A 25,168-nucleotide genomic window follows, 5' to 3' on the forward strand; every position below is an offset into this window, starting at 1 on the left:
TCCTACATGTGTGAAGCAGTTCCGCTTTTTGAACTTTCCGACGTACGGTCATTACGGTAGCCATTATCCGACGCGGCGGCGCCAATCGCTGTGATTTGAGACAAGAAGTCCTGGGGAATTTTTTAATGCGTCTGCACCTGCTTAAGGCAATACCGTTCGTTCTCGCCGCCAGTTTTGTCCAAGCCCAAACATTGCCCCAAGCCATGCAGCAGGCGCTGGATGTGCACCCTGAGATTCAGGCAGGTGTGAACAGCCGTATCGCCGCCGATTACCAGCTGCGTGCGGCGCAGGGCGGGTATCTGCCGCGTGTCGATTTGAATGCCGGCTATGGCCGTGCAGGCACCGATAACGCCTCCACCCGCCTCGCCAATGGCACAGGCGGCAACCACTGGGAAACCCTCAATCGCGGCGAGTCCAGCCTGCGCCTGCAACAAATGATTTTTGACGGTTTCGCCACCTCCAGCGAAGTCGGGCGTCAACAAGCCAACGTCAACGCCCGTGCCTACTCCCTGCTCGGTACATCCGAGCGCACCGCGTTGACCGTTGCCCAGGTCTACCTGGAAGTGTTGACCCGTCGCGAGTTCGTGCGCCTGGCCGAAGACAACCTGCGCAACCACGAACGCATTTACGATCAGATCAAGCTGCGCACCCAGCGCGGCGTCGGTAACGGCGCCGACCAGGACCAGGCCGAAGCGCGTCTGGCCCAGGCCCGCAACAACCTGATCACCGAGCAGACCAACCTGGCGGATGCGCAAACCAACTACCTCAGCGCCGTTGGTCAAATGCCCGACCAGCTTGAGCGCCCGGCGCCGTTCATGGCCATGCTCCCGGCCGACCTGAATGAAGCGCGTCGCCAGATGCTCGACAACAGCCCGGTCCTGCGCTCGGCCGAGTCGGACATCTCTGCCGCCGAGGAGCAGTATGCCGCCGCCAAGTCCAGCTTCTACCCGCGCTTTGATGCTGAGCTTGGCACCAACGCCGACAACAACGTCGGCGGCGACGCCAACCACAGCAACGGCTGGGAAGCCATGGTGCGCATGCGCTTCAACCTGTTTGCCGGTGGCAGCAACAAGGCCGACCTGCAATCGAAGTCGTACCAGGCCAACCAGGCCCTGGACATCCGCAACAACGCCCTGCGCCAGCTCAATGAAGAACTGGGCCTGGCCTGGAATGCCTTGAACAACGCAAACGCGCAACTGCCGGTGGCCCAGCAGTATGTGGACCACAGCTCCCGCGTGCGCACCTCCTACCAGCAACAGTTCAGCCTGGGCCAACGTACCCTGCTGGACTTGCTCGACAGCGAGAACGAATTGTTCACCGCTTCGCGTCGTCTGGAAGAGATCAAGAACATTCAGTTATTTACTCAGTACCGAATCAAGGCGACCATGGGCCAATTGCTCAAAAGCCAAGGCGTAGTCGCTCCAATGGCCTCCATCGTGCAAAACGATGTGAAGCCCAAAGTCCAGCTGCCTGGGATGAACTGAGTCACCCATAGCCCCATCTGTTAGTCGAGAGTGCACCGCGTGGAATCCGAAGTCAGTCGAGTTCATCTCAGTCATGATCCACGCACGCTGCACGACGACCCGTTACTCGACGGGTTGTTGGCACTCTGCGCCCTGCACCAGAAACCGGCCAGCGCGGCCATGCTCACCACCGGCCTGCCGCTGCCTTCGCAGCGCCTGAGTGCCGAACTGCTGTCGCGTGCCGCCGCGCGTGCCGGGCTGCAGGGCCGGCTGTTGCAACGCAAGCTCGAACAGATCCCGGCCATCGCGTTGCCGGCGCTGCTGCTGCTCAAGGACGGGCGCAGTACTGTGCTGGTCGGCTGGCAGGGCGACGATGAAGCGCGGGTGCTGCTCAGCGAAAGCGACGGCGGGGAAGTGCTGATCAAGCGCGAACTGCTGGCCGCTGACTACATCGGCAAAGTCTTCTTCGCCCAACCGCAGCACAAATTCGACGTCAACCATGGCACCCTGATCCCGCGGGCGCGGTCCTGGTTTCGTGACACCCTCAAGCGCTCGCGCTGGCTCTACACCGACGCCATCGCCGCCAGTTTTTTGATCAATATCATCGCCATGGCCGCGCCGCTGTTCGTGATGAACGTGTACGACCGCGTGGTGCCGAACCAGGCCACCGCCACCCTGTGGGTGCTGGCCGTGGGCATCTGTGGCGCGTACCTGTTCGACTTGGTGCTCAAAAGCCTGCGCAGTCTGTGCCTGGACCTGGCCGGTAAAAAAACCGACCTGATCATCTCCGCCACCTTGTTCGAGCGCATCGTCGGCATGTCGATGAAGTACCGCCCGGCGCGGGTCGGCAGCTTTGCGCAGAACATCCATGAGTTTCAGAGCCTGCGCGACTTCCTCGCCTCGCTGACCCTTACCAGTCTGATCGACCTGCCGTTCACGCTGCTGATTTTCCTGGTGATCGCCCTGCTCGGCGGCCATCTGGTATGGATTCCGGTGCTGGCGTTCCCGATTGCCCTGGGTATCGGCTACGCGCTGCAGAAGCCGTTGGTCGCGACCATGGAACGCACCATGGCCCTGGCCGCCGAGCGCCAGTCGAGCCTGATCGAGACCCTCGCCGGGCTGGATGCGGTCAAGGTCAACAACGCCGAGAGCGAACGCCAGTACGGCTGGGAACAGACCATCGGCACCTTGAGCCGGCTCGAACTGCGGGTGAAGTTGCTGTCGGGCCTGTCGATGAATATGACCCTGCTGATCCAGCAACTGGCCGGCGTGATCATGATCGTGTTCGGCGTGTACCAGATCATCGACGGCAACCTGAGCATGGGCGGCCTGATTGCCTGCTACATGCTCAGTGGCCGCGCGTTGAGCCCGCTGGCCTCGCTGTCGGGCCTGCTCACGCGCTACCAGCAAGCCAAGGTCACCATGACCTCGGTGGACCAGATGATGGAACTGCCCCAGGAGCGCAACTTCGAAGAGCGCCCCATGAGCCGCCGCACCCTGCAAGGCGCCATCGAGTGCCGGGGCCTGAACTTCACGTACCCGAACCAACAGAACGCTGCGCTGAAAAACATCAACCTGGTGATCAAGCCAGGGGAAAAAATCGGCATCATCGGTCGCAGCGGCTCGGGCAAAAGCTCCCTGGCCAAATTGATCGTCGGCCTTTACCAGCCTGACTCCGGCGCGTTGCTGGTGGACGGCGTGGACGTGCGCCAGATCGATGTCAGTGAACTGCGCCACAACATCGGCTACGTCGCCCAGGATATCCAACTGCTGGCCGGCACCCTGCGTGACAACCTGGTCAGCGGCGCACGCTACGTCGAAGACGAAATGGTGCTGCAGGCGGCGGAATTGGCCGGCGTGCACGAATTCGCGCGCCTGCACCCGCAAGGCTACGAGCTGCAAGTCGGCGAGCGTGGCCAGAACCTGTCCGGCGGCCAGCGCCAGAACGTCGCCCTGGCCCGTGCGCTGCTGCTCAACCCGCCCATCCTGCTGCTGGACGAACCCACCAGTGCCATGGACAACACCGGTGAAGAACGCTTGAAACAACGCCTGCACGCCGTGGTGCAAAACAAGACCGTGGTGTTGGTGACGCACCGTGCCTCGCTGCTCTCCCTGGTAGACCGCCTGCTGGTGGTCGACCGTGGGCAGATTCTCGCGGACGGCCCGAAAGCCGTGGTCATGGAAGCGTTGAAGAAGGGGCAGATCAGTGTTGCTTAACTCCATCAAAAACGCGGTCGGCCGCTACTTCAAAGGTTCCGACTCGCTGCACGGCCAGCCGCTGCCCGAGGTCAACAAAGCGTTGATCGAAGATGCGCCGCGAGTCATCCGCCTGACCATCTGGGCCATCATTGCCTTCTTCCTGTTCCTGGTGGTGTGGGCGGGTTTCTCCGAAATCGACGAAGTGACCCGTGGCGACGGCAAGGCGATTCCGTCGTCCAAATTGCAGAAAATCCAGAACCTGGAAGGCGGTATCGTCGCCGAGCTGTACGTCAAGGAAGGCCAGATCGTCGAGGCCGGTGCGCCGCTGATTCGCCTGGATGACACGCGGTTCGTGTCCAACGCCGGCGAAACCGAAGCCCTGCGCCTGGCCATGCAATTGCGCGTCGAACGCCTGAGTGCGCAGGTGGATGATCGCCCACTGAACATTCCCGACGAGGTGCTCAAGGCCGCGCCCAGCCAGGCCGCCAACGAACGCTCGCTGTATGAAAGCCGTCGCCAGCAGTTGAAAGACGAAGTTGGCGGCTTGCAGGAACAACTGGTGCAGCGCCAGCAGGAATTGCGCGAGTTCACCTCCAAGCAAGGCCAGTACCGCAGCCAGCTGTCCCTGCAACGCCAGGAAATCAACATGTCCGAGCCGCTGGTGGCCCAGGGCGCGGTGTCGCCGGTGGAAGTGCTGCGCCTCAAGCGCGCCGAAATGGAGACCCGCGGCCAGCTGGACGCCACCACCCTGGCAATCCCCCGCGCCGAATCGGCGATCAAGGAAGTGCAGCGCAAGATCGACGAAACCCGTGGCAAATTCCGCAGCGAAGCCCTGACCCAACTCAACGAGGCCCGCACCGAACTGAACAAGGCCGAATCCACCGGTCGCGCCCTGGAAGACCGCGTCAGCCGTACCCTGGTCACCTCGCCGGTGCGCGGGATCGTCAAGCAGCTGCTGGTCAACACCGTCGGCGGCGTGATCCAGCCGGGCAGTGACATGGTAGAAATCGTGCCGCTGAACGACACCCTGCTGGTGGAAGCCAAGATCCGCCCGCAAGACATCGCGTTCCTGCACCCTGGGCAAGAAGCGGTGGTCAAATTCACCGCTTATGACTACACCATCTACGGTGGCCTGAAGGCCAAGCTCGAACGCATCGGCGCTGACACCATCACCGATGAAGACAAGAAAACCACCTACTACATGATCACCCTGCGCACCGACCGCAGCCACCTGGGCACCGATGAGAAGCCGCTGCTGATCATCCCCGGCATGGTCGCCTCGGTGGACATCATCACCGGCAAGAAAAGCATTCTCAGCTACCTGCTCAAGCCGATCATCAAGGCGCGGGCCGAGGCGTTGCACGAGCGCTAATCTCTATAGGCTGCTCAGGCCTCATCGGGGGCAAGCCCCCTCCCACATTTGAATGTATTCACAAATCAAGTGTGGGAGGGGGCTTGCCCCCGATGAGGCCATCAGCATCACCCAAAGCATATGGATATGCCCTAACAGTATTTAAACTTCCATTCTTAGACCTATAAATTCACTCCCCTGTCTGCCGGAAGTGAATCCAATGTCCACCATCTACCAAACCTTCGACATCCGCCCCTTCCCCGGCAGTGTCGGCGCCGAAGTCATCGGCCTGGATCTATCCCAACCCGTCAACGACCGGGAATTCGCCCGCATCCATCGCGCACACCTGGACCACCACGTCATCGTGTTCCGCGACCAACGCATCACCCCCGAACAACAGATCGCCTTCAGCCGCCGCTTTGGCGTGCTGCAAATCCATGTGCTCAAACAGTTCCTGCTGGCCAATCACCCGGAGATCCTGATCGTCTCCAACATCATCGAAAACGGCCAATCCATCGGCCTGGGCGACGCGGGCAAGTTCTGGCACTCGGACCTGTCGTACAAAGAGCTGCCCAGCCTGGGCTCGATGCTGCATGCCCAGGAACTGCCGTCCGAAGGCGGCGACACGCTGTTTGCTGACATGCACAAAGCCTGGGAGCAACTGCCCGAGCACCTGCGCAACGCCGTCGAAGGGCGCCGCGCCGCGCATTCCTATACCGCGCGTTACAGCGAGAGCAAATTCGAGGGCAACTGGCGTCCCACCCTGACCCCTGAACAGCTCGCCCAAGTGGCCGAAGTGGAGCACCCCATCGTGCGCACTCACCCTGAAAACGGCCGCAAGGCACTGTTCGTCAGCGAAGGCTTCACCACCCGCATCGTCGGCCTGCCAGAGGACGAAAGCCGCGACCTGCTGGCCCAGCTCTACGCCCACAGCGTGCTGCCGGCAAACATCTACCGGCACCAGTGGCAGCCCCATGACTTGGTGTTCTGGGACAACCGCTCGCTGATCCACCTGGCGGCCGGCTGCCCGAGCCATCTGCGCCGCAAGTTGTTCCGCACCACCATCCAGGGCGACGCGCCGTTCTGAATCGCAAAAGCCTGCTAGGATTGCGCCCAGTTCACTCCCCATCGAACACGAGTGCTTGGCATGCAACTACCCGACATGAACCTGCTGGTCGCGCTCGACGCCTTGCTCGATGAAGGCAGCGTGGTGGGCGCCGCGCGACGGATGAACCTGAGCCCGGCGGCCATGAGCCGTACCCTCACGCGTATCCGCGAGGCGGTGGGCGATCCGATCCTGGTGCGCGCCGGCCGCGGCCTGGTGCCGACGCCCAAGGCGCTTGAGCTGCAAGGCCAGGTGCGCAACGTGGTGGAGCAGGCGGCGTTGTTGTTTCGCTCGGCGGACCAGGTCGATTTGAGCACTTTGCGCCGCCGCTTCAGCGTGCGCGCCAATGACTTTTTCATCGGTGTGTATGGCGGTCGGCTGTTCGACACCCTGCAACGCGCGGCGCCGTTCTGCGAACTGCGCTTCGTGCCCGAAGGCGACACCGACGATGAAGCGCTGCGCGAAGGGCGGTTGGACCTGCGGGTGAGCAATACCATGCCGGCCGGGCCTGAAGTGAAGGTGCAGAACCTGTTCTCGACCACGTTTGTCGGCCTGGCCCGGGAAGATCACCCGCTGTTCGACGAAGAGATCACCGCCGCTCGGTTTGCCAGCTATTCCCACATCAGCATTTCGCGACGCGGCATCGCCCGTGGGCCTATCGATACCGCCTTGAATGCCCAGGGCCTGGAGCGTCACGTGGCAATGATCGCTCCCGGCTTTCACGGCGCGATGTTCATGCTGCCCGACTCCGACCTGCTGCTGCCGGTGCCCAAAGAAGCCCTCCTGAGCGCCCGGCGGCTGAAGCTGCCGCTGCGCTCGTTCGCCCTGCCGATTTCGCTGCCGACCCTGGTATTGGCGCAATCCTGGCACCCGCGTTTCGACAAAGACCCGGCGCACAAATGGCTGCGCGAGACCATGCGCGAGAGCTGCCACGCCACCTGGCTGGAAGCCCAGCCGGGCTGAAATCAAATGTGGGAGGGGGCAAGCCCTAATGCCAGTCAGTTAAGGCGACACCGAACCTGTGGCGAGGGAGCTTGCTCCCGCTGGACTGCGCAGCAGTCCCATTGTTTGGGGCCGCTTCGCGCCCCAGCGGGAGCAAGCTCCCTCGCCACAAGTTAGTTCTCGCTCCTGCTACTTCTTAACTGACCGGCATTAGGGCAAGCCCCCTCCCACATTAAAAGCCCTGCATTACCCGGTGGATTGCGCCTGGCGCACTTATAACCTGCCAACAAGTCACTTTTTGTCATGCATTTGCCTGATTAAACTACTCGGGTATTTCCATTCCGAGTTACCTGTCCATGACTTCCCTCGCTGCCCCCGCCTTCGAGGCCGCAGCCAAACCCACTGCGCCCAGCCCTCCGGTGTTCGGCCCGCGCATCATCATCGGCCTGGTCGGCGTGTTGCTGGCGGTGCTGGTGTCTGGCCTCAATGAGATGGTGGCCAAGGTCGCCCTCGCCGATATCCGGGGTGCGCTGTACATCGGCTTTGACGAAGGCACCTGGCTGGTCGCGGCGTACACCGCCACTTCCGTCGCAGCCATGGCATTCGCGCCGTGGTGCGCGGTAACGCTCTCCCTGCGCCGTTTCACCCTGGGCGCCATCGGCGTGTTCACGCTGCTCGGCATCCTGTGCCCGTTTGCACCGAACTACGAAAGCCTGTTGCTGCTGCGCACCGTGCAAGGCCTGGCCGGTGGCGCGTTGCCGCCGATGCTGATGACCGTGGCGCTGCGTTTCCTGCCCGCCAACGTCAAATTGTACGGGTTGGCCGGCTATGCACTGACCGCCACTTTCGGCCCGAGCCTGGGCACGCCATTGGCGGCGCTGTGGACCGAATACGTCGGCTGGCAATGGGCGTTCTGGCAGATCGTCGGGCCGTGCCTGTTGGCGATGGCCGCCGTGGCCTACGGCTTGCCGCAGGATCCGCTGCGCCTGGAACGCTTCAAACAGTTCAACTGGCGTGGTCTGCTGTTGGGTTTTCCGGCGATCTGCATGCTGGTGATCGGCCTGTTGCAAGGCAATCGCCTGGACTGGTTCGAGTCGGGCCTGATCACCTTTTTGCTCAGTGGCGGCGCGCTGCTGCTGGTGCTGTTCATGCTCAACGAATGGTCGCAGCCGCTGCCATTCTTCAAGCTGCAGATGCTCGGCCTGCGCAACTTGTCGTTCGCCTTGATCGTACTGGCCGGGGTGTTGATGGTGCTGACCTCGGTGATCATCATCCCCTCGAGTTTTCTCGCCCAGGTCCAGGGCTACCGGCCGCTGCAAACCGCGCCGGTGATGCTGCTGATGGCGCTGCCGCAGTTGATCGCGCTGCCGCTGGTGGCGGCGCTGTGCAATCTGCGCTGGATCGATTGCCGCTGGGTGCTGGGCATGGGGCTGGGCATGTTGGCGTTGTGCTGCATCGGCAGTTCGCACCTGACCTCGGCGTGGATCCGCGATGACTTTTATGGCTGGTACCTGCTGCAGATCTTTGGTCAACCGATGGCGGTTCTGCCGTTGCTGATGCTGTCCACCGGCAGCATTCAACCTATCGAAGGGCCGTTCGCCTCGGCGTGGTTCAACACCGTCAAGGGTCTGTCCGCCGTGATCGCCACGGCGGTGCTGGATACGCTGACCACCCAGCGCGGGCATTTCCACTCGACCATGCTGGTGGACCGCCTGGGCAACTCGCCCCTGGCCGACGGCGACGCGCCGGGCCTGGCGCACCGCCTGCACGAGCAGACCGTGGTGCTCACCTCTTCGGATCTGTATGTCGTCATGGCCGGTGTCGCGGTGGCGTTGATCCTGCTGATTTTCTGGATGCCCACGCGGATTTTTCCGCCTCGCGCACCGACCTGACCCCAAGGATTTCTCATGAAACGCAAAGACAAAATTGCCGTCTCCGTCATCGCCGTATTTGCCGTGGGCGTGCTGGTGTATCTGGTTGCGCCGGGCATCCTGGGCAGCCAGCGCCAGACCACCAACGACGCCTTCGTCGCCGCCGATTTCACCCTGGTTGCACCCCGCGTTGCCGGGTTCATCAAGGACGTGCTGGTGGAAGACAACCAGCGCGTCAAAGCCGGCCAACTGTTGGCGCTGATCGACGACCGTGACTTTCGCGCTGCCGCCCAGGCCGCCGACGCCGACACCCTGGTCGCCCAGGCCCAACTGAAAAACGCCACCGCGACCCTTGAACGCCAAAGCTCGGTGATCGCCCAGGCCCAAGCCACCGTGGCGGCCGATCGCGCCGAAGTGGCGTTTGCCGAACACGAACTGAACCGCTACAACCACCTCGCCGGCGTCGGCGCGGGCACCGTGCAGAACGCCCAGCAAGCCAAGACCCGCATCGACCAGGCCACTGCGCGCCTGGCCAAATCCACGGCGGTGCTGGCAGCCGAACGCAAGCAAGTGGAAATTCTCACCGCCCAGCGTGACGCTGCCGAAGGCGGTCTCAAGCGTGCACAGGCCGCGCTGGAAATGGCCAGTTATCAGCTGTCCTACACCCGCATCGTCGCGCCGGTGGACGGCATGGTCGGTGAGCGTGCGGTACGGGTGGGCGCCTATGTCACGCCGGGCAGCAAAATCCTTGCCGTGGTGCCGCTGGCCCAAGCCTATGTCGTGGCCAATTTCCAGGAGACGCAACTGTCGCACATGCAGGCCGGCCAGGCCGTGCAGGTGCGGGTCGACAGCCTCGATGGCGAGTTGCTCAACGGCCATCTGGAAAGCCTGGCGCCTGCCACGGGGGTGACCTTTGCCTCGGTCAAGCCGGACAATGCCACCGGTAACTTCACCAAGGTGGTGCAGCGTATTCCGGTGAAGATTGTGCTTGAGCCAAACCAACCGCTGACCGAACGCTTGCGCGTAGGGATGTCGGTGGAAGCCAGCGTCGACACCCACGCCGCCGCGCAACAACATGAGGTGGCCCAGCAATGAGACATCTCGCCTGGCTCACCCTGAGCCTGATCAGTTTGAGCGCTTGCACCGTCGGCCCGGATTTCCAGCGGCCGCAGGGTCCGTCTGTGGCCCAATGGACTGAGCCCCAGGGGCGTCAGGCGGCCAGTCGCGCCACCAGTGACCCGTTGCAAGAGCGCTGGTGGGACGTATTCCACGACGAGCAACTGTCGGCCCTCACACGCCGCGCCCTCAGCGATAACCTCGACCTGAAACTGGCCAGCAGCCGCCTGCAACAAAGTCGCGCCGTGCGCCAGGTAACCACCGCCGAGCGTTACCCCAACGTCGACGCGGGCGGCGCTTACCAGCGTAAGCGCAACAGTGGCAAAGGCTTGAACGACCCCTCCGGCGAGAACGGCCGCTCGGCGTTCAACCAATGGGACATGGGCTTTTCCGCCGCTTGGGAAGTGGACTTCTGGGGCCGGGTCAAGCGTGAGACCGAAGCCGCCGACGCCACCCTGGAAATCGCCGAAAACGACCGCCGCGCCGTGTTGCTGTCGGTGCTGGCCGAGACCGCCCAGGACTACATCCAACTGCGCGGCGTACAAAACACCCGCGCCGTCACCGAGCAGAACCTCGACGTCGCCCGCCACAGCCTCAAGCTTTCGCAACTGCGCCTGGCCGATGGCGTGGCGACCGACCTGGACGTGGCCGAAGCCGCCGCCCAGGTCGCCGCCATCGAAGCGCGCCTGCCGGATTTGCAGCAGCGCCAGGACCAGTTGATCAACGCCCTGAGCCTGCTGATGGGCGAGCCTCCGCAAGCCCTGCACGCGCAACTGTCCAAGGACGCCGCCGTGCCGCAGACCCAGCGCCAGGTCGCTATCGGCCTGCCGTCGGAACTGGCCGAGCGCCGCCCGGACATCCGTCAGGCCGAAGCCCGCTTGCACGCTGCCACCGCCAGCATCGGCGTGGCCAAGGGCGATTTCTACCCGCGCATCACCCTGTCCGGCAGCCTCGGCTCCCAGGCCATGCAGCTCTCGGATCTCGGCTCCTGGGGCTCACGCGCCTTTGCCTTCGGCCCGCAGTTCAGCCTGCCGCTGTTCAACGGCGGGCGCCTGCAAGGCATGGTGAATCTGCGCGAAGCCCAGCAACAGGAAGCGGCGCTGGCCTACCAGCAAACCGTGCTGCGCGCCTGGCATGAAATCGACGACCAGTTGACCCGCTACAACGCCAGCCAACTGCGCCGCGACAGCCTCGCCGAAGCCGTGCGCCAGAACCAGATCGCCCTGACCACCGCACAACACCAGTACGTCGAAGGCGTGGCGGATTTCGTCAACGTGCTCACCGTGCAAAGCGCGCTGCTGGCGACCCAGGAACAGTGGGTGGAAAGCTCTACCGGTGTGTCGCTGGCGATGGTGGGCTTGTACAAAGCGTTGGGTGGCGGCTGGGAGTCGGTGTATCCGTTGCACGCCGTTCACTGATGACTGTGGGAAGTCGGGTATACCAACAACACCTACGTCTCGCAGCGCACCAGTAATTTGGATTGCTACTACGACGAAGGGCGAAAGGCTGTGTCGAGCGTGACCTGCGACTGGTAATTACGTATTTACGTGCGCATTAACATGAACGTGACGTCGTCTTCGGCTATGCACCCGTCAAGGGTGCGTTCCATGATGGCCTTGAATTGGTCCTCGGCTGAGAGTTCGGCCCAGAATCCATCTGTCGCCATGATCCATAGGGTGTCTTGGGCAATCTGCACGGATTGAATGTGAGGCTCGTGGGCCCGCCGGTGGCTCATGCAGTTGAGCAGTGTTTTACGAGCTGGGGAGTTGGCGATGAATGAATGGCTCAGGTCGCCTTTCCAGTTTGGACCGCAGTGAGGTGAACTCACCCAGTTAAGGCATTGCGATTTCTCCAGATGACCCAGGCAGCAATCACCTGCGTGAATGGAGATAGCTGTGTGACCGACTACCAGCAATACAAGGTAGCTGGTGGACGCCAATGGAAAGTCTGGACAAATGTTTGAATGCACTTCGTCGAGGGAAGTAAGCACTAGCGTCAGGGCGTGTTCAGGACAAGACACCACAACGGGTTGCGCATGGCGAAAACACTCAAGCAGGTGGTGACTCAAAGCGCTTGCCAATTCGCCACTCTTTGGTTTTGAAGTGCCGTCGGCAATCACGTAGAGGTATGCGCCAGCATTGTGTGCCGAGCCGCTGACATCGCGGTTCTCTATCCTATCGGTTCCTTGTCGACTCAAGCTCAATTGCAGAATCAAGCGGTTGCTCCGAATCCAATCAACGCGGTCAGTCGTTCGTGAATCAACGCCGCACGAGCTGGATCCTGGGCGGTGCTTTGGATCACGTCCTCAAATGCGGGTAACGCAAGCAGTGCCGTAAATTGTTCGCTCACGAAATGCCGCAGTTCGTGAGGCGCTAGTTTCACTTCTTCGATGAGTTCTTCCCTGCCATCCAGCAGGGCGATGATGTCCTCAATGTCGTTGGACATCAGTACATCACCATGACCGCGCCCCTGATAAGCCTGCAATTTGGCTGCGAGGAACCAAGGTGCGGCGAACACTCTGATCCGCGTTCCGTTGGGCAGGGTGTAGCCAATCGCGCGTTCTAACCCGCCCACGAACCAAGTATTGGCGAAGCCTAGGACGCTCTCCTGCGTCGGCATGAAGTCGACTTTCAACTGGCCCAGTCGTAAACGGCAGGTTACCGAGTCTTGGCCAGTATTTTTGAAACCTCGAGGTTTGAGTTTTTCTTCCAGCCGATACCAATCAGCGGTGCCTGTCAGATGAATGACCAGGTCCACATCATCGGTACCGCGAATCGACTCCAATGTGTATTCATCAGTGATAAGCAAGACAGTGGTGCATCCACCGACAAAGGCAACTTGCTCGCATAACTCTTCGCCCAAGGCCTCGGCAACCTCCTCCAGCATTTGCAGCATCATTGTTCGGTTGGACGTCACAGTATCCACTCCCGCAGCATGGCGTCGGCGACTTTGGTCTCACGCGGTCCGCCGATGCGGATGGCATCAACGAGGGCCAGGAAATGGTAGAGAAGCTCGTCTTTCTTCACGGCGCCGGGAACGGTTTTGTACAACGGTGTAATTGCCTGCCCTTTGCTTTTTCCGTAGGCATCTGGCCAGACGGGAATAAGGTCGCCCCCGCTCATCACTTTGCCTGCCAATACCGGTGCGGCAAAGGCCGTTGGAATGCCTCGGACGATAGCGCCAAGCTTAACCGGAAAAATATAGCGAATGCTGTGCGTAACTAAATCGAGCAGCGCTGTGCTTCTTACCAGCGGGATTCCATCGATGTGCCTTGTATAAATCAAGCCGATTTCCCTGCAACGATTCAGGGAGGAAGACACTTCGGTTTTGCTCAGACCCAACGCTGAGGACAGAGCTCTCACAGAGTAGTTTTGTGAAGCGTGCTCTTCAGAATCCTCGTCTGCGTCATCCCACCCGCGCCAGTCATCCATTGTTGAAAGTTGTACGGTTTCGAAGTTTTCAATATAGGTCGGAAGACTTTGAAAACCGAGGGACGCGGTCTCTTTTTCAACAGAGAACACCCGTTTTTTTACGCGCTCCCCTTTGGCCTGTAGTTCGAGGCTGATCAGTTTGAACAGGACTACAATGTCTTGACTTTTCATATGGCCCCAAAAGTTATTGTCCTCTGTCCGCGGACAGAGGACACTTTCTTGCATAAAGCCAGCCTCCCTGTCAACGATTCTGCAAAAACACCACATACCCCCGAAACCACTCACTCCCCTGTAAATACTCCGGCGCTTGCCAGTCCCCGCCCTGAATCAGGCCGACCTTGAACGGCACGCCCAGCCGGTTCATGCGGGGCAAATACGCGGCGTAGTCGGGGATGCTGTGCCGCCCTTGATAGGTCTGTACCACCACTTCATCCACCACGCCCTTGAGCTGGGCGATGGCGGCGGGGTCGGCGTTGCTGCTCCAGTCCATCAGGCCGGTGATGCTCAAGCGCAGGTCGGCCGGCAGGCGTTGGCGCAGGTCGCGCAGGAAGGCCGCGTATTCGTGCAGGTACTGGGTACGGGCGTCGAAGTCGATCTGGATGCCGACCACCGGGTTGCCCGCCTCGCGCCAGCGTTGCACCTGGCCAAGCAGTTGGGTGTAGACCTGCTTCGGCCATCGCAGAGTATGGGCGCGGTAGACCACCCAGATGTCGCCCTGGGTAATGCGCGGCACGTTCATGCCCTGGGCGATCAGTTGCACACCGCGTTGCGGCGCGCGGCGGGTGGAGTTGATCTGGCCCTGCAGGATGTACAGGGTCTTGGCCTGCTTGAGCACCGGCTGGGGCGCGACGCCGCTCCACAGCCAGAAGGCGTCGTAGTCACGGGCGTCTACGGCGCCGAAGGCTGGGCTTGCCAGCAACAGCAGGCCCAGCCACAGGGTTTTCACCAGTAGTACTGCAGCGATTTGCCCCACTGGGTGTCGGCGAAACCGCTCTTGAGCTGGCGGAACCAGCCTTTGCGCACGCCCGGCGCCACGTCTTCGCCGCCGCAGCTGTTGTAGCCGGCCGGCGCGTAGCAATTGATCGCGCGAAACAGTGCGTAGGCCCGGTCGGTTTTGGGCGCCTTGGCATTGGCGATCACCTGCTGGTAGCCGTCCAGGCGCGAGAAGGTTTCACCTTTGAACTTCGAGGCGGTGCTGCCAAGGCTGCCGGTGGCGCGGGCTTGCTCCAGCGGCATGCCGTCCAGGCCATTGCGCAGGATAAATTCCCCCAGGCAGTTGAGGGCTTGCGGGTTTTTTGCGTCGCTTTGCAAGGTCGCGGCGGTTTGCGCGACGCTCGGGCAGGCATAGCCGGATTCGGCCTTGTCACCGTTCCACTGGAACAGCTTCAGGCTTTGCCCGCCGCTGTAGGTGTAACCCAGGCTGGTGCCGAGTTTGTCGTCAGACAGCGAGGCCTGCTTGAGGTCGTCGGCGAAGGTCGCGAACTGGCGGTGCAGCAGGTCTTTGTAGAGCAGCACGAATTGGGCGGTCTGGCGTTCAGTGGGGTCGTTGGCCTTGGCGATCTGCTGGCGCAACAGGTCGGGACCGGCCACGTTGCGCAGCAGGATGTAGCGCACCTGCCTGGCACTGATCGGCGAGTCGGCGGCGAACACCTTGGCCAGTTGGCCGCTGCGCTCGTAGTTCATCGCCAGCGCCAGCTCCAATTGGTCGCGTTGCAGCGGTTGCTTGGCCAGCGGCAGCAGTTGCAGCCACAGCGTTTCGGCGCCTTTCCAGTCTTGCTTGGCTTCCAGGGCCAGGGCGCGCAGGGTCTGCTGGCTGAAGGCGAAGTAATCCAGGTTTGGCGGCAGGCCCGTCGGCAGGTGCTTCAGGGCCGTGTCGGGTTGATGCTCGACATACAGGGCATACGCCGCTTGCAGGTAGTCGAACAAGGCCGGCTCGTTGGCGAAGGTGCTCTTTTGCTTGTCGAGGGCTTCGCGACTCAACAGGGGCGGGGTATGGGCACGCATGGCCATCAGGTCGCTGACCAGTTGCAGCATCGGGCTGTTGGCCGCCTGGTTGCTGGCCATCAGCAATTTGAGGTCGGCTTCTTCCACCAACGCGTCCACGCTCACATTGCGCTGGGCGTCGCTGGCTTCGGTGAATTGCCAGGTGAAGTCTGCGGCGAGCTTGGTCTCGTCATTCGCCAGCCAATGCACCCGGCGCAGCAGGCCACGGGCGGACGCGACGTAAGCGCCCTGCGGGTAGGTTTTCAGGTAGCCGAGAAAGCCTTCTTCGGCGTCGCTCAACGCGGCCTTGTCCACATGCTCGCGCTGGGGCACACCGTATTCGTCGAAGGCTTCGGCCTGGGCTTGGTTCAGCGAGGTGCGCGCGGCCATGTACAGCGCGGTTTCCTTCAGCCAGGGCACATCGCTGGTAGCGGCGGCGGCGAAACCGCGCTCGGCGTTACCGAAGCGGCCGCTGTAGAAGTCAGCGGCGGCCTGCAGATAAGTGCGAAACAGTTGGGCGCTGGCCGAAGGGGTCAGCTGCGCATCCACCACCTGGCCGTCCCAGTCACAGGTGGTCAGCAGCTGCAGACGTGCTTTCACCAGCAGGTCGCGCTCGGCGGGCGGCATATCGGCCTTGATCACCTGGCTGATAAACGCGGTGGCGCTGTCATCAGCGTTGCTGCGGCAGCGGCTGCCTTCGCCATCGAGAAATGCTTCGCCTGCAGTCTTGTACTCCTCACGCTTGATGCCCAGCGGCGCGAGCAGGGTGTCGAGCTCGGCGGTGCGCGAATCGTCCGCTTGGTTATCGGGTTCGTCCTCTGCGGCCGGAACCGGCACCAGGCGATACACCGGAAACGGCACCGGGCCGAAACCCTGGGCCAGGTCGTCTTCGCTCAGGGCATTCGGCGCCAGGGGTGCGGCCTTTTTGTCGGCCAGCAACAGGCGCAGGTTTACCCGGCTATCGTTGCCTGGGCTGAGAAAGGGTTGGTTGCTGCAGGGTTCGAGACTGTCACGCGACACCCGCCAGTCGGGGTAGCACGAGTCGTCGGAACTGGCCTGGGCCGTCAGGGGAATACCGGCCAGCAGGGCCAGTGCCAGAGGTGACAAAAAACCGATGCGCATGACGTGTCCTTGATCCTGGGTCCTTGGAGGACGGCAATCATAGCGTGATCCGACGCCAGCTTCGGTGAACGCTCACACAAATCACGGATTTGTCCGATTGAGGGTAGTGGCGTTTTAACCTTGCTGACATAGACTGCGTTCTTCATCAGGGAGGATCGTATGAAGCTATTGCGGCTATGGCTGTTGAGTGTTGCCTGCGTGATCGGCGTGGCGCCTGTCGCCATGGCGGACGACCCCTTGCTGGATCACCCGCCGGCGGCTGCGGCCGGCACTGATGAGGCGCGCGGCGTGTTACGGGCCCGCGACCAGGCGATGCTGGCCAGCGAGTTGTCGGGGCGCATCGTCGAACTGCCGTTCAGTGAGGGCGAGTCGTTCAAGAAGGGCGACACCCTGGCGCGTTTCGATTGCTCGGCCTACCAGGCGCAACTGAATGCCGCCCAGGCTGCCAGCCGTGGCGCCGGTGAAGAGCTGGCCCACAACAAACAGCTGGCGGCGCTCAATTCAGTCGGGCGCTTTGAAGTGGCCCGCGCCGAAGCCAAACTCAGCGAAACCCAGGCCCAGTCCCAGGTCTATCAGGTGCAGGTCAAGCGTTGCAGCGTGCTGGCGCCGTATGACGGCCAGGTGGTGCAACGCAAGGTGCAACGCTATGAAAGCGTGTCGGCCGGGGCGCCGATGCTGGAAATCGTCGACAACCGCAGCCTGGAAATCCACCTGCTGGTGCCGTCACGCTGGATGGACAAGCTCAAGCCCGGCCAGACCTTCACCTTTACCCCCGATGAAACCGGCCAGGCGTTCAGCGCCACGGTCAAACGACTCGGCGCGCGCATTGACGAGGGCAGCCAGACGCTGCTGCTGGTCGCCACTTTACCCAACGCCGCCGGGTTGATGGCAGGCATGAGTGGCACCGCACACTTTGCGCAATTGCAATGAACGCCCCGATGCCGGGCAACAGCGAGCGGGTGTTTGCGCAGTTTCTGGACCTGGAACGCCAGACCCGCGCCGCGCGCACCACCGAGCAACTGGCCTACAGCCTGGTCAATGACAGCCAGCCGCTGTTTGGCTATCGGCATGCCGCACTGTTGATCGCCGGCAAGGTGCAGGCGGTGACAGCCGTGAGTAACGTCGACCCGAATGCGCCGTTCGTGGCCTTTGTCGAGCAGGCGGTGGCGCAGTTGCACAAGCAGGCGCTGGCCCAGACCGCACGCGTAGTGCCGGCGGAGCAGTTGAGCGAGGCGGTGCGGGCGGATTGGCAAAGTCTGTCTGCCGGCCAGGTGTTCTGGTTGCCGTTGATCGACCCCCAGGGCCGAGTGTTCGGTGGCCTGTGGCTGGCGCGAGATACCCCGTGGAATCCGGCCGAGCAAGTGTTGCTGGCGCAATTGGGCGACACCTGCAGCCATGCCTGGCATGCGCTGCAGCCGCAGCGGCCGTGGCGGTTGCGCCTGACCCGCAAACGCCGGCTGATGGTGGTGGTCGCCTTGTTGCTGTTGCTGCTGATTCCGGTGCGCCAATCCGTGCTGGCGCCCGCCGAGGTGGTGCCGCTGGCCGGGCAGGTGGTGGCGGCGCCGCTGGATGGGGTGATTGCACAGTTTTTGGTCAAGCCCAACCAGGCGGTAAAAACCGGTGACCTGTTGCTGCGTTTCGAAAGCACCACTCTCACGGCCCAGGCCGACGTGTCGGCGCGTGCCCTGGGCGTGGCCGAGGCCGAGTTGAAGGCCAGCGCGCAGCGAGCTTTTGCCGATGCCGAATCGAATTCGCGTATCGACCTGCTGGCGGCCCGGGTCGAGCAAAAACGCGCCGAACGCGATTACGCCCGCGAACTGCTCAAGCGCAGCGAAGTGCGCGCCGAGCGCGACGGTATCGCCGTCTTCGCCGACGCTGAGCGCTGGACCGGCAAGCCCGTGCAAACTGGCGAGCGCCTGTTGCAGATTGCCGACCCCGACCAGGCCGAGTTGCGCATTGAGCTGGCGGTAGGCGATGCGATCGCCCTGGAACCGAACGCCCAGGTAGCGCTGTTCCTCGACAGCGACCCTTTGCATCGCCACCTGGCGACCTTGCAACGGGCAGCCTATGAAGCGCAGCCCACACCGGGTGGCCAACTGGCCTATCGCCTGGATGCGCAATTCGACGAAGCACCGCCGCGTATCGGCCTGCGCGGCACGGCGAAGCTGTTTGGCGAGCGCGCGCCGCTGGCGCTGTACCTGTTGCGGCGGCCGCTGGCAGGCCTGCGCCAGAGCGTGGGCCTCTGATGGACTTGCCCAAACTGCGTGAAGACCTGCAACTGTCCAGCGCCGGCGCGGCCCTGGACGGCTCGCCGCGCTGGACCCTGGCCGACCCGGTGCGCGGGCGCTATTTCAAACTGGGCGCCACCGCCATTCGCTTGCTGCGCCACTGGTCCCTGGGGGACCCGGAAAAAGTCCTGCAGGCCGCCAACCGCGAGCCGGGCCTGGCGTTGGGCGGCAGTGAAGTGGATGAGCTGCTGGGTTTTCTGCGCGCCCACGACCTGATCGCCGCCCTCGACCCGCAGCAGCGCGCCAGTTACCTCTACAAATCTGCCGCGCGTAAACAAAGCCTGTGGCAGGTGCTGCTGCATCAATACCTGTTTTTCCGGATTCCGCTGTGGCGACCGGATGCGTTTCTCAACCGTGCCTGGCCGCTGCTGGCGCGCTTTGGCCCTGGGCTGTTGCGCTACGGCTTGCCGATCATTTTGGCGCTTGGGGTGTTTCTGGTCGCGCGCGACTGGCAGCGCTTTGTGGCGACGTTTCCGCATCTGTTCAGCCTGGGCGGCGCCCTGGCGTTTGGCGTGGCGCTGTTCTTTGCCAAGCTGTGCCATGAATTCGGCCATGCCTTTATGGCCAAGCGCGCCGGGTGCAGGGTGCAGAGCATGGGCGTGGCATTCATGGTGTTGCTGCCGATGTTCTACACCGACGTAAGCGACGCCTGGCGGGTCAATGATCGTCGTGCGCGCTTGATGATCGGGGCAGGTGGGGTCATGGCCGAGTTGTTGCTGGCGTGCATCGCCCTGCTGGCCTGGTCGCTGCTGCCGGACGGCCCGGCGCGCACGGCAGCGTTCATGCTGGCAAGCGCCACCTGGCTGACCACCCTGGCGATCAACCTCAACCCGTTCATGCGCTTCGATGGTTACTTTCTGATCAGCGATTGGTGGGAGGTGGATAACCTGCAAGGTCGCGCCTTTGCGCTGTGTCGCTGGCGCTTGCGCGAGCTGCTGTTCGGGTATGGCGAACCGGCACCGGAGCCGTGGTCGCCGAATTTGCAACGCCGGCTATTGTGGTGGGGCTACCTGGCGTGGCTGTGGCGCGCGGCGCTGTTTTTAGGGATCGCCCTGGCGGTGTATCACCTGTTTTTCAAGCTGCTGGGGATCGTCCTGATGGGCGTGGAACTGGTGTGGTTTATCGGCCTGCCGATCTTCAAGGAGTGGCGCCAATGGTGGAGCCGACGCAGCCAGGCCCATGCGCCGCGAGTCATGCTCAGCAGCCTGGGCCTGGTGCTGTTGGTGCTCGCGCTGGTGGTGCCCTGGCGCAGCGCGGTGGAGCTGCCGACCATGCTCGAAGCCGGGCGCGCCAGTGCGCTGCATGCGCCGGTGGCGGCGCGGGTCAAGCACTTGCGGGTGGTGGACGGGCAAGTGGTGACCCAGGGCCAGGTGCTGATGGAGCTGGAATCACCGGACCTGGACGCCCGGCAAAGCATCGTGCGCCGCGAAGTGGAGATTTTGCAGTTGCAGATGCGCCGCCAGGCCGGGCGCAGTGAAACGGCAGTGGACGCCGGCATCAATGATCAGCGCCTGTCCCAGGCCCTCGCCGAATACCGTGGCCTGGCCGCCCAGCGCGAACGCCTGCTGCTGCGCGCGCCTCACGCCGGCACGGTGCGCGATGTGCTGCCGCAATTGAGCGTGGGGCGCTGGCTGTCGCCCAGGGATTCGCTGGCGCGGGTGGTGGAAGAAGGCGCCCGCCTGCGCGGTTACATCGCCGAGGCCGAGCTGTGGCGGGTGGCGCCGGGGGCAACCGGACGGTTTATCGCCGATGACCCGATGCACGCGGCCATCCCGGTGGAATTGACCGATATCGACGCCAACGGTGTGGCCTACCTGGACCAGGAGGCGCTGACCTCAGACCACCACGGGCCGATTGCCGTGCGCCGCGATGAAAACCAGCGCCCGGAGCCGGTGCAGGCGCAATACGGCGCACGCTTGAAAAGTCTGCAAGCGATTGCAACGCCCCGTCAGCCGTTGCGCGGCGTGGTGGTGCTGCAGGGGCGCAGTGAGTCGGTGCTGGGCGTGGCCTGGCGACGGGCGGCGGCGTTGGGTGTACGGGAAAGCGGGTTCTAGGAGTTGAACGCAATGTCGAACAAGCAAGACGCCCTGGCGCAGGGCCTGGCGATGCGCCCCTCACGCAGTACCGACGGGCCGTTTTTGCAGCGCCTTTACCGCTCGGCACGCGCGGATCTGCAGTGGATTGATGGCGAGCAGGCGCTGGTCGAGGAGGTGATCGCCCAGCAATTCCAGGTCCAGGAAAAGGGCCTGGACGAGCATTTCCCCGGTGCGCTGCACTATGTCATCGAAAAGCTCGACACGCCCATCGGCGCCTTGAGTGCCGACTTCGGGCCCCATGAAATCCGTGTGTTGTACCTGGCATTCATCCCCGCCGCGCGTGGCCAGGGTTTTGGCCGCGCGGTATTGCAGGGGGTGCAGCAGGCGGCCACGCAGGTGATGTGCCCGGTGAGCACGGTGGTCTGGGCGAGCAACCCCCATGCGTGCCGGCATTACCTGGCGCTGGGGTTTCGGGTGGAAGAACAGACGCCCGCCGCGCAGCGGTTGGTGTGGTACCCGTCTCAGTTGAACACAATGCAGAAATAACCCCGCTCGCTGTCGCGGCCCATGGCGGGCTCTCGAGACACAAACACCTGTTCGAGGCAGGCGTCCGCCAGCGGTAAACGGCATAAGCCGTCGACGAAATCCGTGGGTACAAGGCTTTCGAGCAGCACCCTGAAGGCCCCGCGCGGGCTGCCTGGCAAGGTGGCTTTGGGGGTTTCGGTGAGGCTTTGGACTTGGATCGGCAGCGCCGAACCGTCGGGCAGGTAAAGCACGGCGGTGCCATCAAGCAACGGTCGAAAGTGTTCCGGGGTGACCAGGTTCAACATGTGAGGCTCCATTTCAGAGATGCCGGGGCCTGCGAGCCCCGGCCAGGGGTTAATCGCGCGACGGAAAAAGCCCGTTCAAGGCAATGCTGAAATTGATCGCAAGGTAAGGGTTCATGGTGGCTAAGGCCTGGCCCTGGCCGGCGACACTGATCGTGCCTCCGGCCACGGCGGTGCTCACGCCCTGCAGAGGGACCGGCGTGGCGCCCTGCTGGTCTGAATAGATTGCGGCGCTGCCTGGCCCACCGCCGGAAGCGCCGATAAACGCGTTGGTAGCGCTGGGTACTGTCAGCGGGTTGCTGGAGGTGTTCGCCAGTTGCACCGAGGTGGTGGCGGTGAGTGGTGTCATGGCGTGGGTGTGGGCAGGCAGGTTGAGCAGGGTGGCGGTGACGGATTCCGTGCCGGAGATTTCGCCAATGACGCGCGCCGACAACCCCGCGCCGCTGCCTTGACCAATGGGCATTCGACCTTGCAGGTTAGGCAGCATGAAGCTGACGCTGCCATTTCCGCCGTAAACGACACCGAGCAGGGCGTACAGCGCCTGGTACTGGTTGACGGCAAGGGTTTGCCCGGCGCACAGGGCCCAGTCTCTGGGGGCGAAATCAAACGCAAAGGGTTGGATGGTGCCGATGAAAACTTCCATGGATCGTTCATCCTTGTGATGGCTAGACAGGGGGGAGGACGCCAATCGGTCCGGCGCCATCGCAGAGCGTAGTCGCCGTTGTTGCTTGCTGCCTGGCGGTTGCGAAACAGCGAGCGAAACCGGGGCTTTTGTCCTAGAGTGGCGCGTGTTTGCGCATGTGCGGAGTTTGCTCGGTAAACGGGCTGTGTCTGGGGAGTTGAGGTGCGACGGTCTGTGGTAGAACAAGACGACAAAGTGGCGGCATTTTCCTTAGTCAATCGCCTTGCGAGCGCCTGGGAAGGCGCCGGTTGGCTCAGCCGTTTGTGGTGGATGCCGATCCTGGCGCTTGCCATGGCCGTGCGGTTTTATGGCCTGACGGCTGCGGCGATCTGGGGCGATGAGGGCTCAAGCCTGCTGCTCAGCGAATACGCCCTGGACGACCTGTGGTTTCACGCCGCCCATGATGTGCACCCGCCGCTGTACTTTTTCATGCTGCGCGGCTGGATCGAACTGTTCGGCGACGGCATCTGGTCGATTCGCGGCATGAGTGCGATCCCCGGCGTGCTGGCGGTGGGCCTGGGCGTCTGGCTCACACGGCAACTGTCTACCCGTCGCGCTGCGGTGCTGGCGGGGGTGCTGCTGGCGCTGTTCCCCTCCGCCGTGCGCTACAGCCAGGAAGTGCGCATGTACTCGCTGCTGGCCGTGTGGTTACTGGGGGCCACGCTGGCGCTGGTGTACTGGGTGCGCCAACCCGCGCGCACGCGTTACCTGGTCGTTTATGCGCTGTTGATGGCCGCCGGTTTTTATACCCATTACTTCACTGCACTGTGCGTGCTGGTGCACTGGGCTTATCTGGGGCTGCTGTGCCCGTCCCAGGCGCCCGGCCAGCGCCTGATCCTGCGTCCGTCGTGGTGGTGCGCCAATGCGCTGGTTGTGGCGTTGTACCTGCCCTGGCTGCCGAATCTGCTTGACCTCGTGCAACACGTCGAACAGCTCAAGGTCGGCGGTGACATTGGCTGGGAAGACCCGGTCACGTTGACCTCCGTGCCGTCGATGATCTGGCAGTTCACGCTTCAGGATGAAGGCGTGGACTTCTGGCGACCGCTGTTCTGGCTGTTCCCGCTGTTGTTGATCGCCGTTGTGATAGCCACCGCCTGGCAGGATCGCGAGCGCCATCACCCGGCCCGCCTGCTGGCGCTGTTCTTCCTGTTGCCGCTACTGCTGGTGTATGCGGTGTCGTTCATCTCGCCGGTGTTTATCGAGCGCTACCTCACGGTATACGCCCTGGGCTTGCCGATCCTTGTGGCCCTGGCCATCGACCGCCTGCCCACGCGCCTGGCATGGCTGGGCGCGGCGTTGTGCGTGGTGTTTGTCGGAGTGGAGCTGCTGGGGCTGAAAAACAATGCCACGGTGGATGTGCATGATCAGTTCAACGTGCCGGTGGAGTTCGTCAACCGCAACTACCAGGAAGGCGACCGCATCGTTCTCAGCGACATGATGTGGTACCTCAGCTACGTGTATTACGACCAGACCGACGCCCAACTGCAGCTTTACACCCCGCCCAGGCCCGACGGCACGCCGACTCGGCCGAATGCCTATGGCTTCGGCACCCTGGTGGATCAGGACGGCGGGCGCATCTACCTTGACCGTCTGTCTGCCTTAGCGCCCGACACCCGCCGTGTCTGGCTGATCAGCAGCAACGAACTGCCGGATGAATTCGCGCCGATTCCGCCAGGCTGGCAAGAACTTTTGCAGCAGGACGGCGGCGGCGCGCGGGCGCGGCTATTCGTGCTGTGTGGCGGGCCAGAGCCTTCGCGGCCCGCCGGTTGCCGCTAATCACGAATTGGTATTAGGTGCATGCCAAAATAGTGGCAAATGATCGCTAGTCGGCACTGTGTTTCTCAACTACGCTCCGGCCCACAAACGGATTTTTGTCCTACAAAGTGGTGAACGGATTGCAGTATCACTTTATCTCGGGCTTGCCGCGCTCCGGCTCGACCCTGCTCTCTGCGATTTTATTGCAGAACCCGCGTTTTCACGCCGGCATGAGCAGCCCTTTAGGCACTTTGTTCAATGGTGTGCTGGCGCAGTGCAGCGCCGGCAGCGAGTTTGGCTCGGTCATCGATGCCAACACCCGTCGTCGCCTGTTGCGCGGCCTGTTTGATTCCTACTACGCCGACAAAGCCTCCATCCCGGTGGTATTCGACACCAACCGCCAGTGGTGTGCGCGCATGCCTGCGCTGCACGACCTGTTTCCCCAGGCCAAGGTCGTCGCCTGTGTGCGCAACGTCGCCTGGATCATGGACAGCCTGGAACGCCTGTATCGCGCCAATCCCTTCGAAAACACCAAGCTGTTTGGCGATGACGTCGAGCGCAACACGGTCTACAGCCGCTGTGAAACCCTGGCCCAGCGCAACCGTCTGGTCGGGTTTGCCTGGGCTGCGCTCAAGGAAGCCTATTACGGTGAGCATGCCGATTCTTTGCTGATCGTCGATTACGACTTGCTCAGCCAAGCCCCGGAGCGGGTCATGCGGCTGGTCTACGATTTTATCGGCGAGCCGTGGTTTGAGCATGACTTCGACAACCTCGCCTACGACGCGCCGGCATTCGACGAGGCGCTGGGCGTTGCCGGCTTGCACAAGGTCCAGCCCAAGGTGCGCTTGCAGTCGCGGCGCACCATCCTGCCGCCGGACTTGTTCCAGCAGTACACCGAGTTGTCGTTTTGGCAGGACGGCTCAGCCAGCGCCGCCAATGTGATTCGTATGAAGGCCAACGCCGCGATCAGTTGATCGCGGCGTTTTCATTTTTCTCA

Annotated in this window: 21 protein-coding genes; 14 read left to right on the forward strand and 7 right to left on the reverse strand. The window is 62.8% G+C overall.

Features of this window, described 5'->3' with window-relative positions; all coding sequences use genetic code 11:
* Positions 1-125: 125 nt before the first annotated feature.
* The 8 genes from C4J86_RS00660 (at position 126) to C4J86_RS00695 (ending at position 11,465) form a co-directional block, all read left to right on the forward strand.
* Positions 126-1,484 (forward strand): TolC family outer membrane protein, encoded by a 1,359-nt coding sequence (locus C4J86_RS00660; protein ID WP_124369117.1) that lies wholly within the window; start codon positions 126-128, stop codon positions 1,482-1,484.
* A 39-nt stretch (positions 1,485-1,523) separates the two neighbouring features.
* Positions 1,524-3,680 carry a type I secretion system permease/ATPase gene (locus C4J86_RS00665; RefSeq protein ID WP_124365323.1) on the forward strand — a complete coding sequence of 719 codons (2,157 nt, stop codon included), beginning with the start codon at positions 1,524-1,526 and terminating at the stop codon, positions 3,678-3,680.
* Positions 3,670-5,034 (forward strand): HlyD family type I secretion periplasmic adaptor subunit, encoded by a 1,365-nt coding sequence (locus C4J86_RS00670; protein WP_124360684.1) that lies wholly within the window; start codon positions 3,670-3,672, stop codon positions 5,032-5,034. The genes C4J86_RS00665 and C4J86_RS00670 overlap by 11 nt, the downstream gene beginning before the upstream one ends.
* 199 nt (positions 5,035-5,233) lie before the next feature.
* Positions 5,234-6,100 carry a TauD/TfdA family dioxygenase gene (locus tag C4J86_RS00675; protein WP_124369118.1) on the forward strand — a complete coding sequence of 289 codons (867 nt, stop codon included), beginning with the start codon at positions 5,234-5,236 and terminating at the stop codon, positions 6,098-6,100.
* Between the two features lie 60 nt (positions 6,101-6,160).
* Positions 6,161-7,081, forward strand: coding sequence for a LysR family transcriptional regulator (locus tag C4J86_RS00680; protein ID WP_124369119.1), 921 nt, complete (start codon positions 6,161-6,163; stop codon positions 7,079-7,081).
* Between the two features lie 335 nt (positions 7,082-7,416).
* Positions 7,417-8,952 carry an MFS transporter gene (locus C4J86_RS00685; RefSeq protein ID WP_124369120.1) on the forward strand — a complete coding sequence of 512 codons (1,536 nt, stop codon included), beginning with the start codon at positions 7,417-7,419 and terminating at the stop codon, positions 8,950-8,952.
* 15 nt (positions 8,953-8,967) lie between these two features.
* Entirely contained in the window at positions 8,968-10,026 is a 1,059-nt protein-coding gene (locus tag C4J86_RS00690; RefSeq protein ID WP_124365327.1) for an HlyD family secretion protein, read from the forward strand.
* Positions 10,023-11,465, forward strand: coding sequence for an efflux transporter outer membrane subunit (locus tag C4J86_RS00695; RefSeq protein ID WP_124369121.1), 1,443 nt, complete (start codon positions 10,023-10,025; stop codon positions 11,463-11,465). The genes C4J86_RS00690 and C4J86_RS00695 overlap by 4 nt, the downstream gene beginning before the upstream one ends.
* Before the next feature lie 125 nt (positions 11,466-11,590).
* Here the strand turns inward: C4J86_RS00695 and C4J86_RS00700 are convergent, their stop codons facing one another.
* From C4J86_RS00700 to C4J86_RS00720, 5 genes are all read right to left on the reverse strand, one after another.
* Positions 11,591-12,262, reverse strand: coding sequence for a protein phosphatase 2C family protein (locus C4J86_RS00700; protein ID WP_124369122.1), 672 nt, complete (start codon positions 12,260-12,262; stop codon positions 11,591-11,593).
* Entirely contained in the window at positions 12,259-12,945 is a 687-nt protein-coding gene (locus C4J86_RS00705) for a hypothetical protein (protein WP_124372363.1), read from the reverse strand. Before C4J86_RS00705 ends, C4J86_RS00700 begins: the two co-directional genes overlap by 4 nt.
* A 14-nt stretch (positions 12,946-12,959) precedes the next feature.
* A complete protein-coding gene (locus tag C4J86_RS00710) occupies positions 12,960-13,649 on the reverse strand; it encodes a hypothetical protein (protein ID WP_124372364.1) in 690 nt (229 codons plus the stop codon).
* Positions 13,650-13,719: 70 nt separating this feature from the next.
* The gene (locus C4J86_RS00715) at positions 13,720-14,424 is read right to left on the reverse strand and encodes a DUF3142 domain-containing protein (RefSeq protein WP_124369123.1); all 705 of its coding nucleotides are present in this window, start codon (positions 14,422-14,424) and stop codon (positions 13,720-13,722) included.
* Positions 14,421-16,583 (reverse strand): outer membrane assembly lipoprotein YfiO, encoded by a 2,163-nt coding sequence (locus tag C4J86_RS00720; protein ID WP_124369124.1) that lies wholly within the window; start codon positions 16,581-16,583, stop codon positions 14,421-14,423. Before C4J86_RS00720 ends, C4J86_RS00715 begins: the two co-directional genes overlap by 4 nt.
* Positions 16,584-16,742: 159 nt before the next feature.
* Here C4J86_RS00720 and C4J86_RS00725 point away from each other — a divergent pair, with 159 nt between their 5' ends.
* From C4J86_RS00725 to C4J86_RS00740, 4 genes are read left to right on the forward strand one after another with little or no spacing between them, the layout of a single operon-like run.
* Positions 16,743-17,513 carry an efflux RND transporter periplasmic adaptor subunit gene (locus C4J86_RS00725; protein WP_124365333.1) on the forward strand — a complete coding sequence of 257 codons (771 nt, stop codon included), beginning with the start codon at positions 16,743-16,745 and terminating at the stop codon, positions 17,511-17,513.
* On the forward strand, positions 17,510-18,829 hold the full coding sequence (locus tag C4J86_RS00730; RefSeq protein WP_124369125.1) for an efflux RND transporter periplasmic adaptor subunit: 1,320 nt from the start codon (positions 17,510-17,512) through the stop codon (positions 18,827-18,829). Before C4J86_RS00725 ends, C4J86_RS00730 begins: the two co-directional genes overlap by 4 nt.
* Positions 18,829-20,925: an HlyD family efflux transporter periplasmic adaptor subunit gene (locus C4J86_RS00735; RefSeq protein ID WP_124369126.1), complete on the forward strand. Its 2,097-nt coding sequence runs from the start codon at positions 18,829-18,831 to the stop codon at positions 20,923-20,925. The genes C4J86_RS00730 and C4J86_RS00735 overlap by 1 nt, the downstream gene beginning before the upstream one ends.
* A gap of 12 nt (positions 20,926-20,937) precedes the next feature.
* Positions 20,938-21,453 (forward strand): GNAT family N-acetyltransferase, encoded by a 516-nt coding sequence (locus C4J86_RS00740; protein WP_124369127.1) that lies wholly within the window; start codon positions 20,938-20,940, stop codon positions 21,451-21,453.
* Here C4J86_RS00740 and C4J86_RS00745 read toward each other — a convergent pair.
* Together C4J86_RS00745 and C4J86_RS00750 are read right to left on the reverse strand one after the other, a co-directional pair.
* The gene (locus C4J86_RS00745; RefSeq protein WP_124360698.1) at positions 21,429-21,737 is read right to left on the reverse strand and encodes a hypothetical protein; all 309 of its coding nucleotides are present in this window, start codon (positions 21,735-21,737) and stop codon (positions 21,429-21,431) included. The genes C4J86_RS00740 and C4J86_RS00745 overlap by 25 nt on opposite strands.
* A 49-nt stretch (positions 21,738-21,786) precedes the next feature.
* Positions 21,787-22,377, reverse strand: a complete 591-nt coding sequence (locus C4J86_RS00750; RefSeq protein WP_124360699.1) for a phage tail protein — start codon at positions 22,375-22,377, stop codon at positions 21,787-21,789.
* Positions 22,378-22,578: 201 nt separating this feature from the next.
* Here C4J86_RS00750 and C4J86_RS00755 point away from each other — a divergent pair, with 201 nt between their 5' ends.
* Both C4J86_RS00755 and C4J86_RS00760 read left to right on the forward strand, forming a co-directional pair.
* Positions 22,579-24,192 (forward strand): glycosyltransferase family 39 protein, encoded by a 1,614-nt coding sequence (locus C4J86_RS00755; RefSeq protein WP_124369128.1) that lies wholly within the window; start codon positions 22,579-22,581, stop codon positions 24,190-24,192.
* 110 nt (positions 24,193-24,302) lie between these two features.
* Positions 24,303-25,145: a sulfotransferase gene (locus C4J86_RS00760; RefSeq protein ID WP_124372365.1), complete on the forward strand. Its 843-nt coding sequence runs from the start codon at positions 24,303-24,305 to the stop codon at positions 25,143-25,145.
* Positions 25,146-25,168: the final 23 nt, after the last annotated feature.

The organism is Pseudomonas sp. R2-7-07, assembly GCF_003852355.1.
GTDB lineage: Bacteria > Pseudomonadota > Gammaproteobacteria > Pseudomonadales > Pseudomonadaceae > Aquipseudomonas.

Coding starts and splice junctions, on each gene's coding strand:
- C4J86_RS00660 (WP_124369117.1), top strand. CDS start 126: ATGCGTCTGCACCTGCTTAAGGCAATACCGTTCGTTCTCGCCGCCAGT.
- C4J86_RS00675 (WP_124369118.1), top strand. CDS start 5,234: ATGTCCACCATCTACCAAACCTTCGACATCCGCCCCTTCCCCGGCAGT.
- C4J86_RS00680 (WP_124369119.1), top strand. CDS start 6,161: ATGCAACTACCCGACATGAACCTGCTGGTCGCGCTCGACGCCTTGCTC.
- C4J86_RS00685 (WP_124369120.1), top strand. CDS start 7,417: ATGACTTCCCTCGCTGCCCCCGCCTTCGAGGCCGCAGCCAAACCCACT.
- C4J86_RS00690 (WP_124365327.1), top strand. CDS start 8,968: ATGAAACGCAAAGACAAAATTGCCGTCTCCGTCATCGCCGTATTTGCC.
- C4J86_RS00695 (WP_124369121.1), top strand. CDS start 10,023: ATGAGACATCTCGCCTGGCTCACCCTGAGCCTGATCAGTTTGAGCGCT.
- C4J86_RS00705 (WP_124372363.1), bottom strand. CDS start 12,945: ATGATGCTGCAAATGCTGGAGGAGGTTGCCGAGGCCTTGGGCGAAGAG.
- C4J86_RS00710 (WP_124372364.1), bottom strand. CDS start 13,649: ATGAAAAGTCAAGACATTGTAGTCCTGTTCAAACTGATCAGCCTCGAA.
- C4J86_RS00720 (WP_124369124.1), bottom strand. CDS start 16,583: ATGCGCATCGGTTTTTTGTCACCTCTGGCACTGGCCCTGCTGGCCGGT.
- C4J86_RS00725 (WP_124365333.1), top strand. CDS start 16,743: ATGAAGCTATTGCGGCTATGGCTGTTGAGTGTTGCCTGCGTGATCGGC.
- C4J86_RS00730 (WP_124369125.1), top strand. CDS start 17,510: ATGAACGCCCCGATGCCGGGCAACAGCGAGCGGGTGTTTGCGCAGTTT.
- C4J86_RS00735 (WP_124369126.1), top strand. CDS start 18,829: ATGGACTTGCCCAAACTGCGTGAAGACCTGCAACTGTCCAGCGCCGGC.
- C4J86_RS00740 (WP_124369127.1), top strand. CDS start 20,938: ATGTCGAACAAGCAAGACGCCCTGGCGCAGGGCCTGGCGATGCGCCCC.
- C4J86_RS00745 (WP_124360698.1), bottom strand. CDS start 21,737: ATGTTGAACCTGGTCACCCCGGAACACTTTCGACCGTTGCTTGATGGC.
- C4J86_RS00750 (WP_124360699.1), bottom strand. CDS start 22,377: ATGGAAGTTTTCATCGGCACCATCCAACCCTTTGCGTTTGATTTCGCC.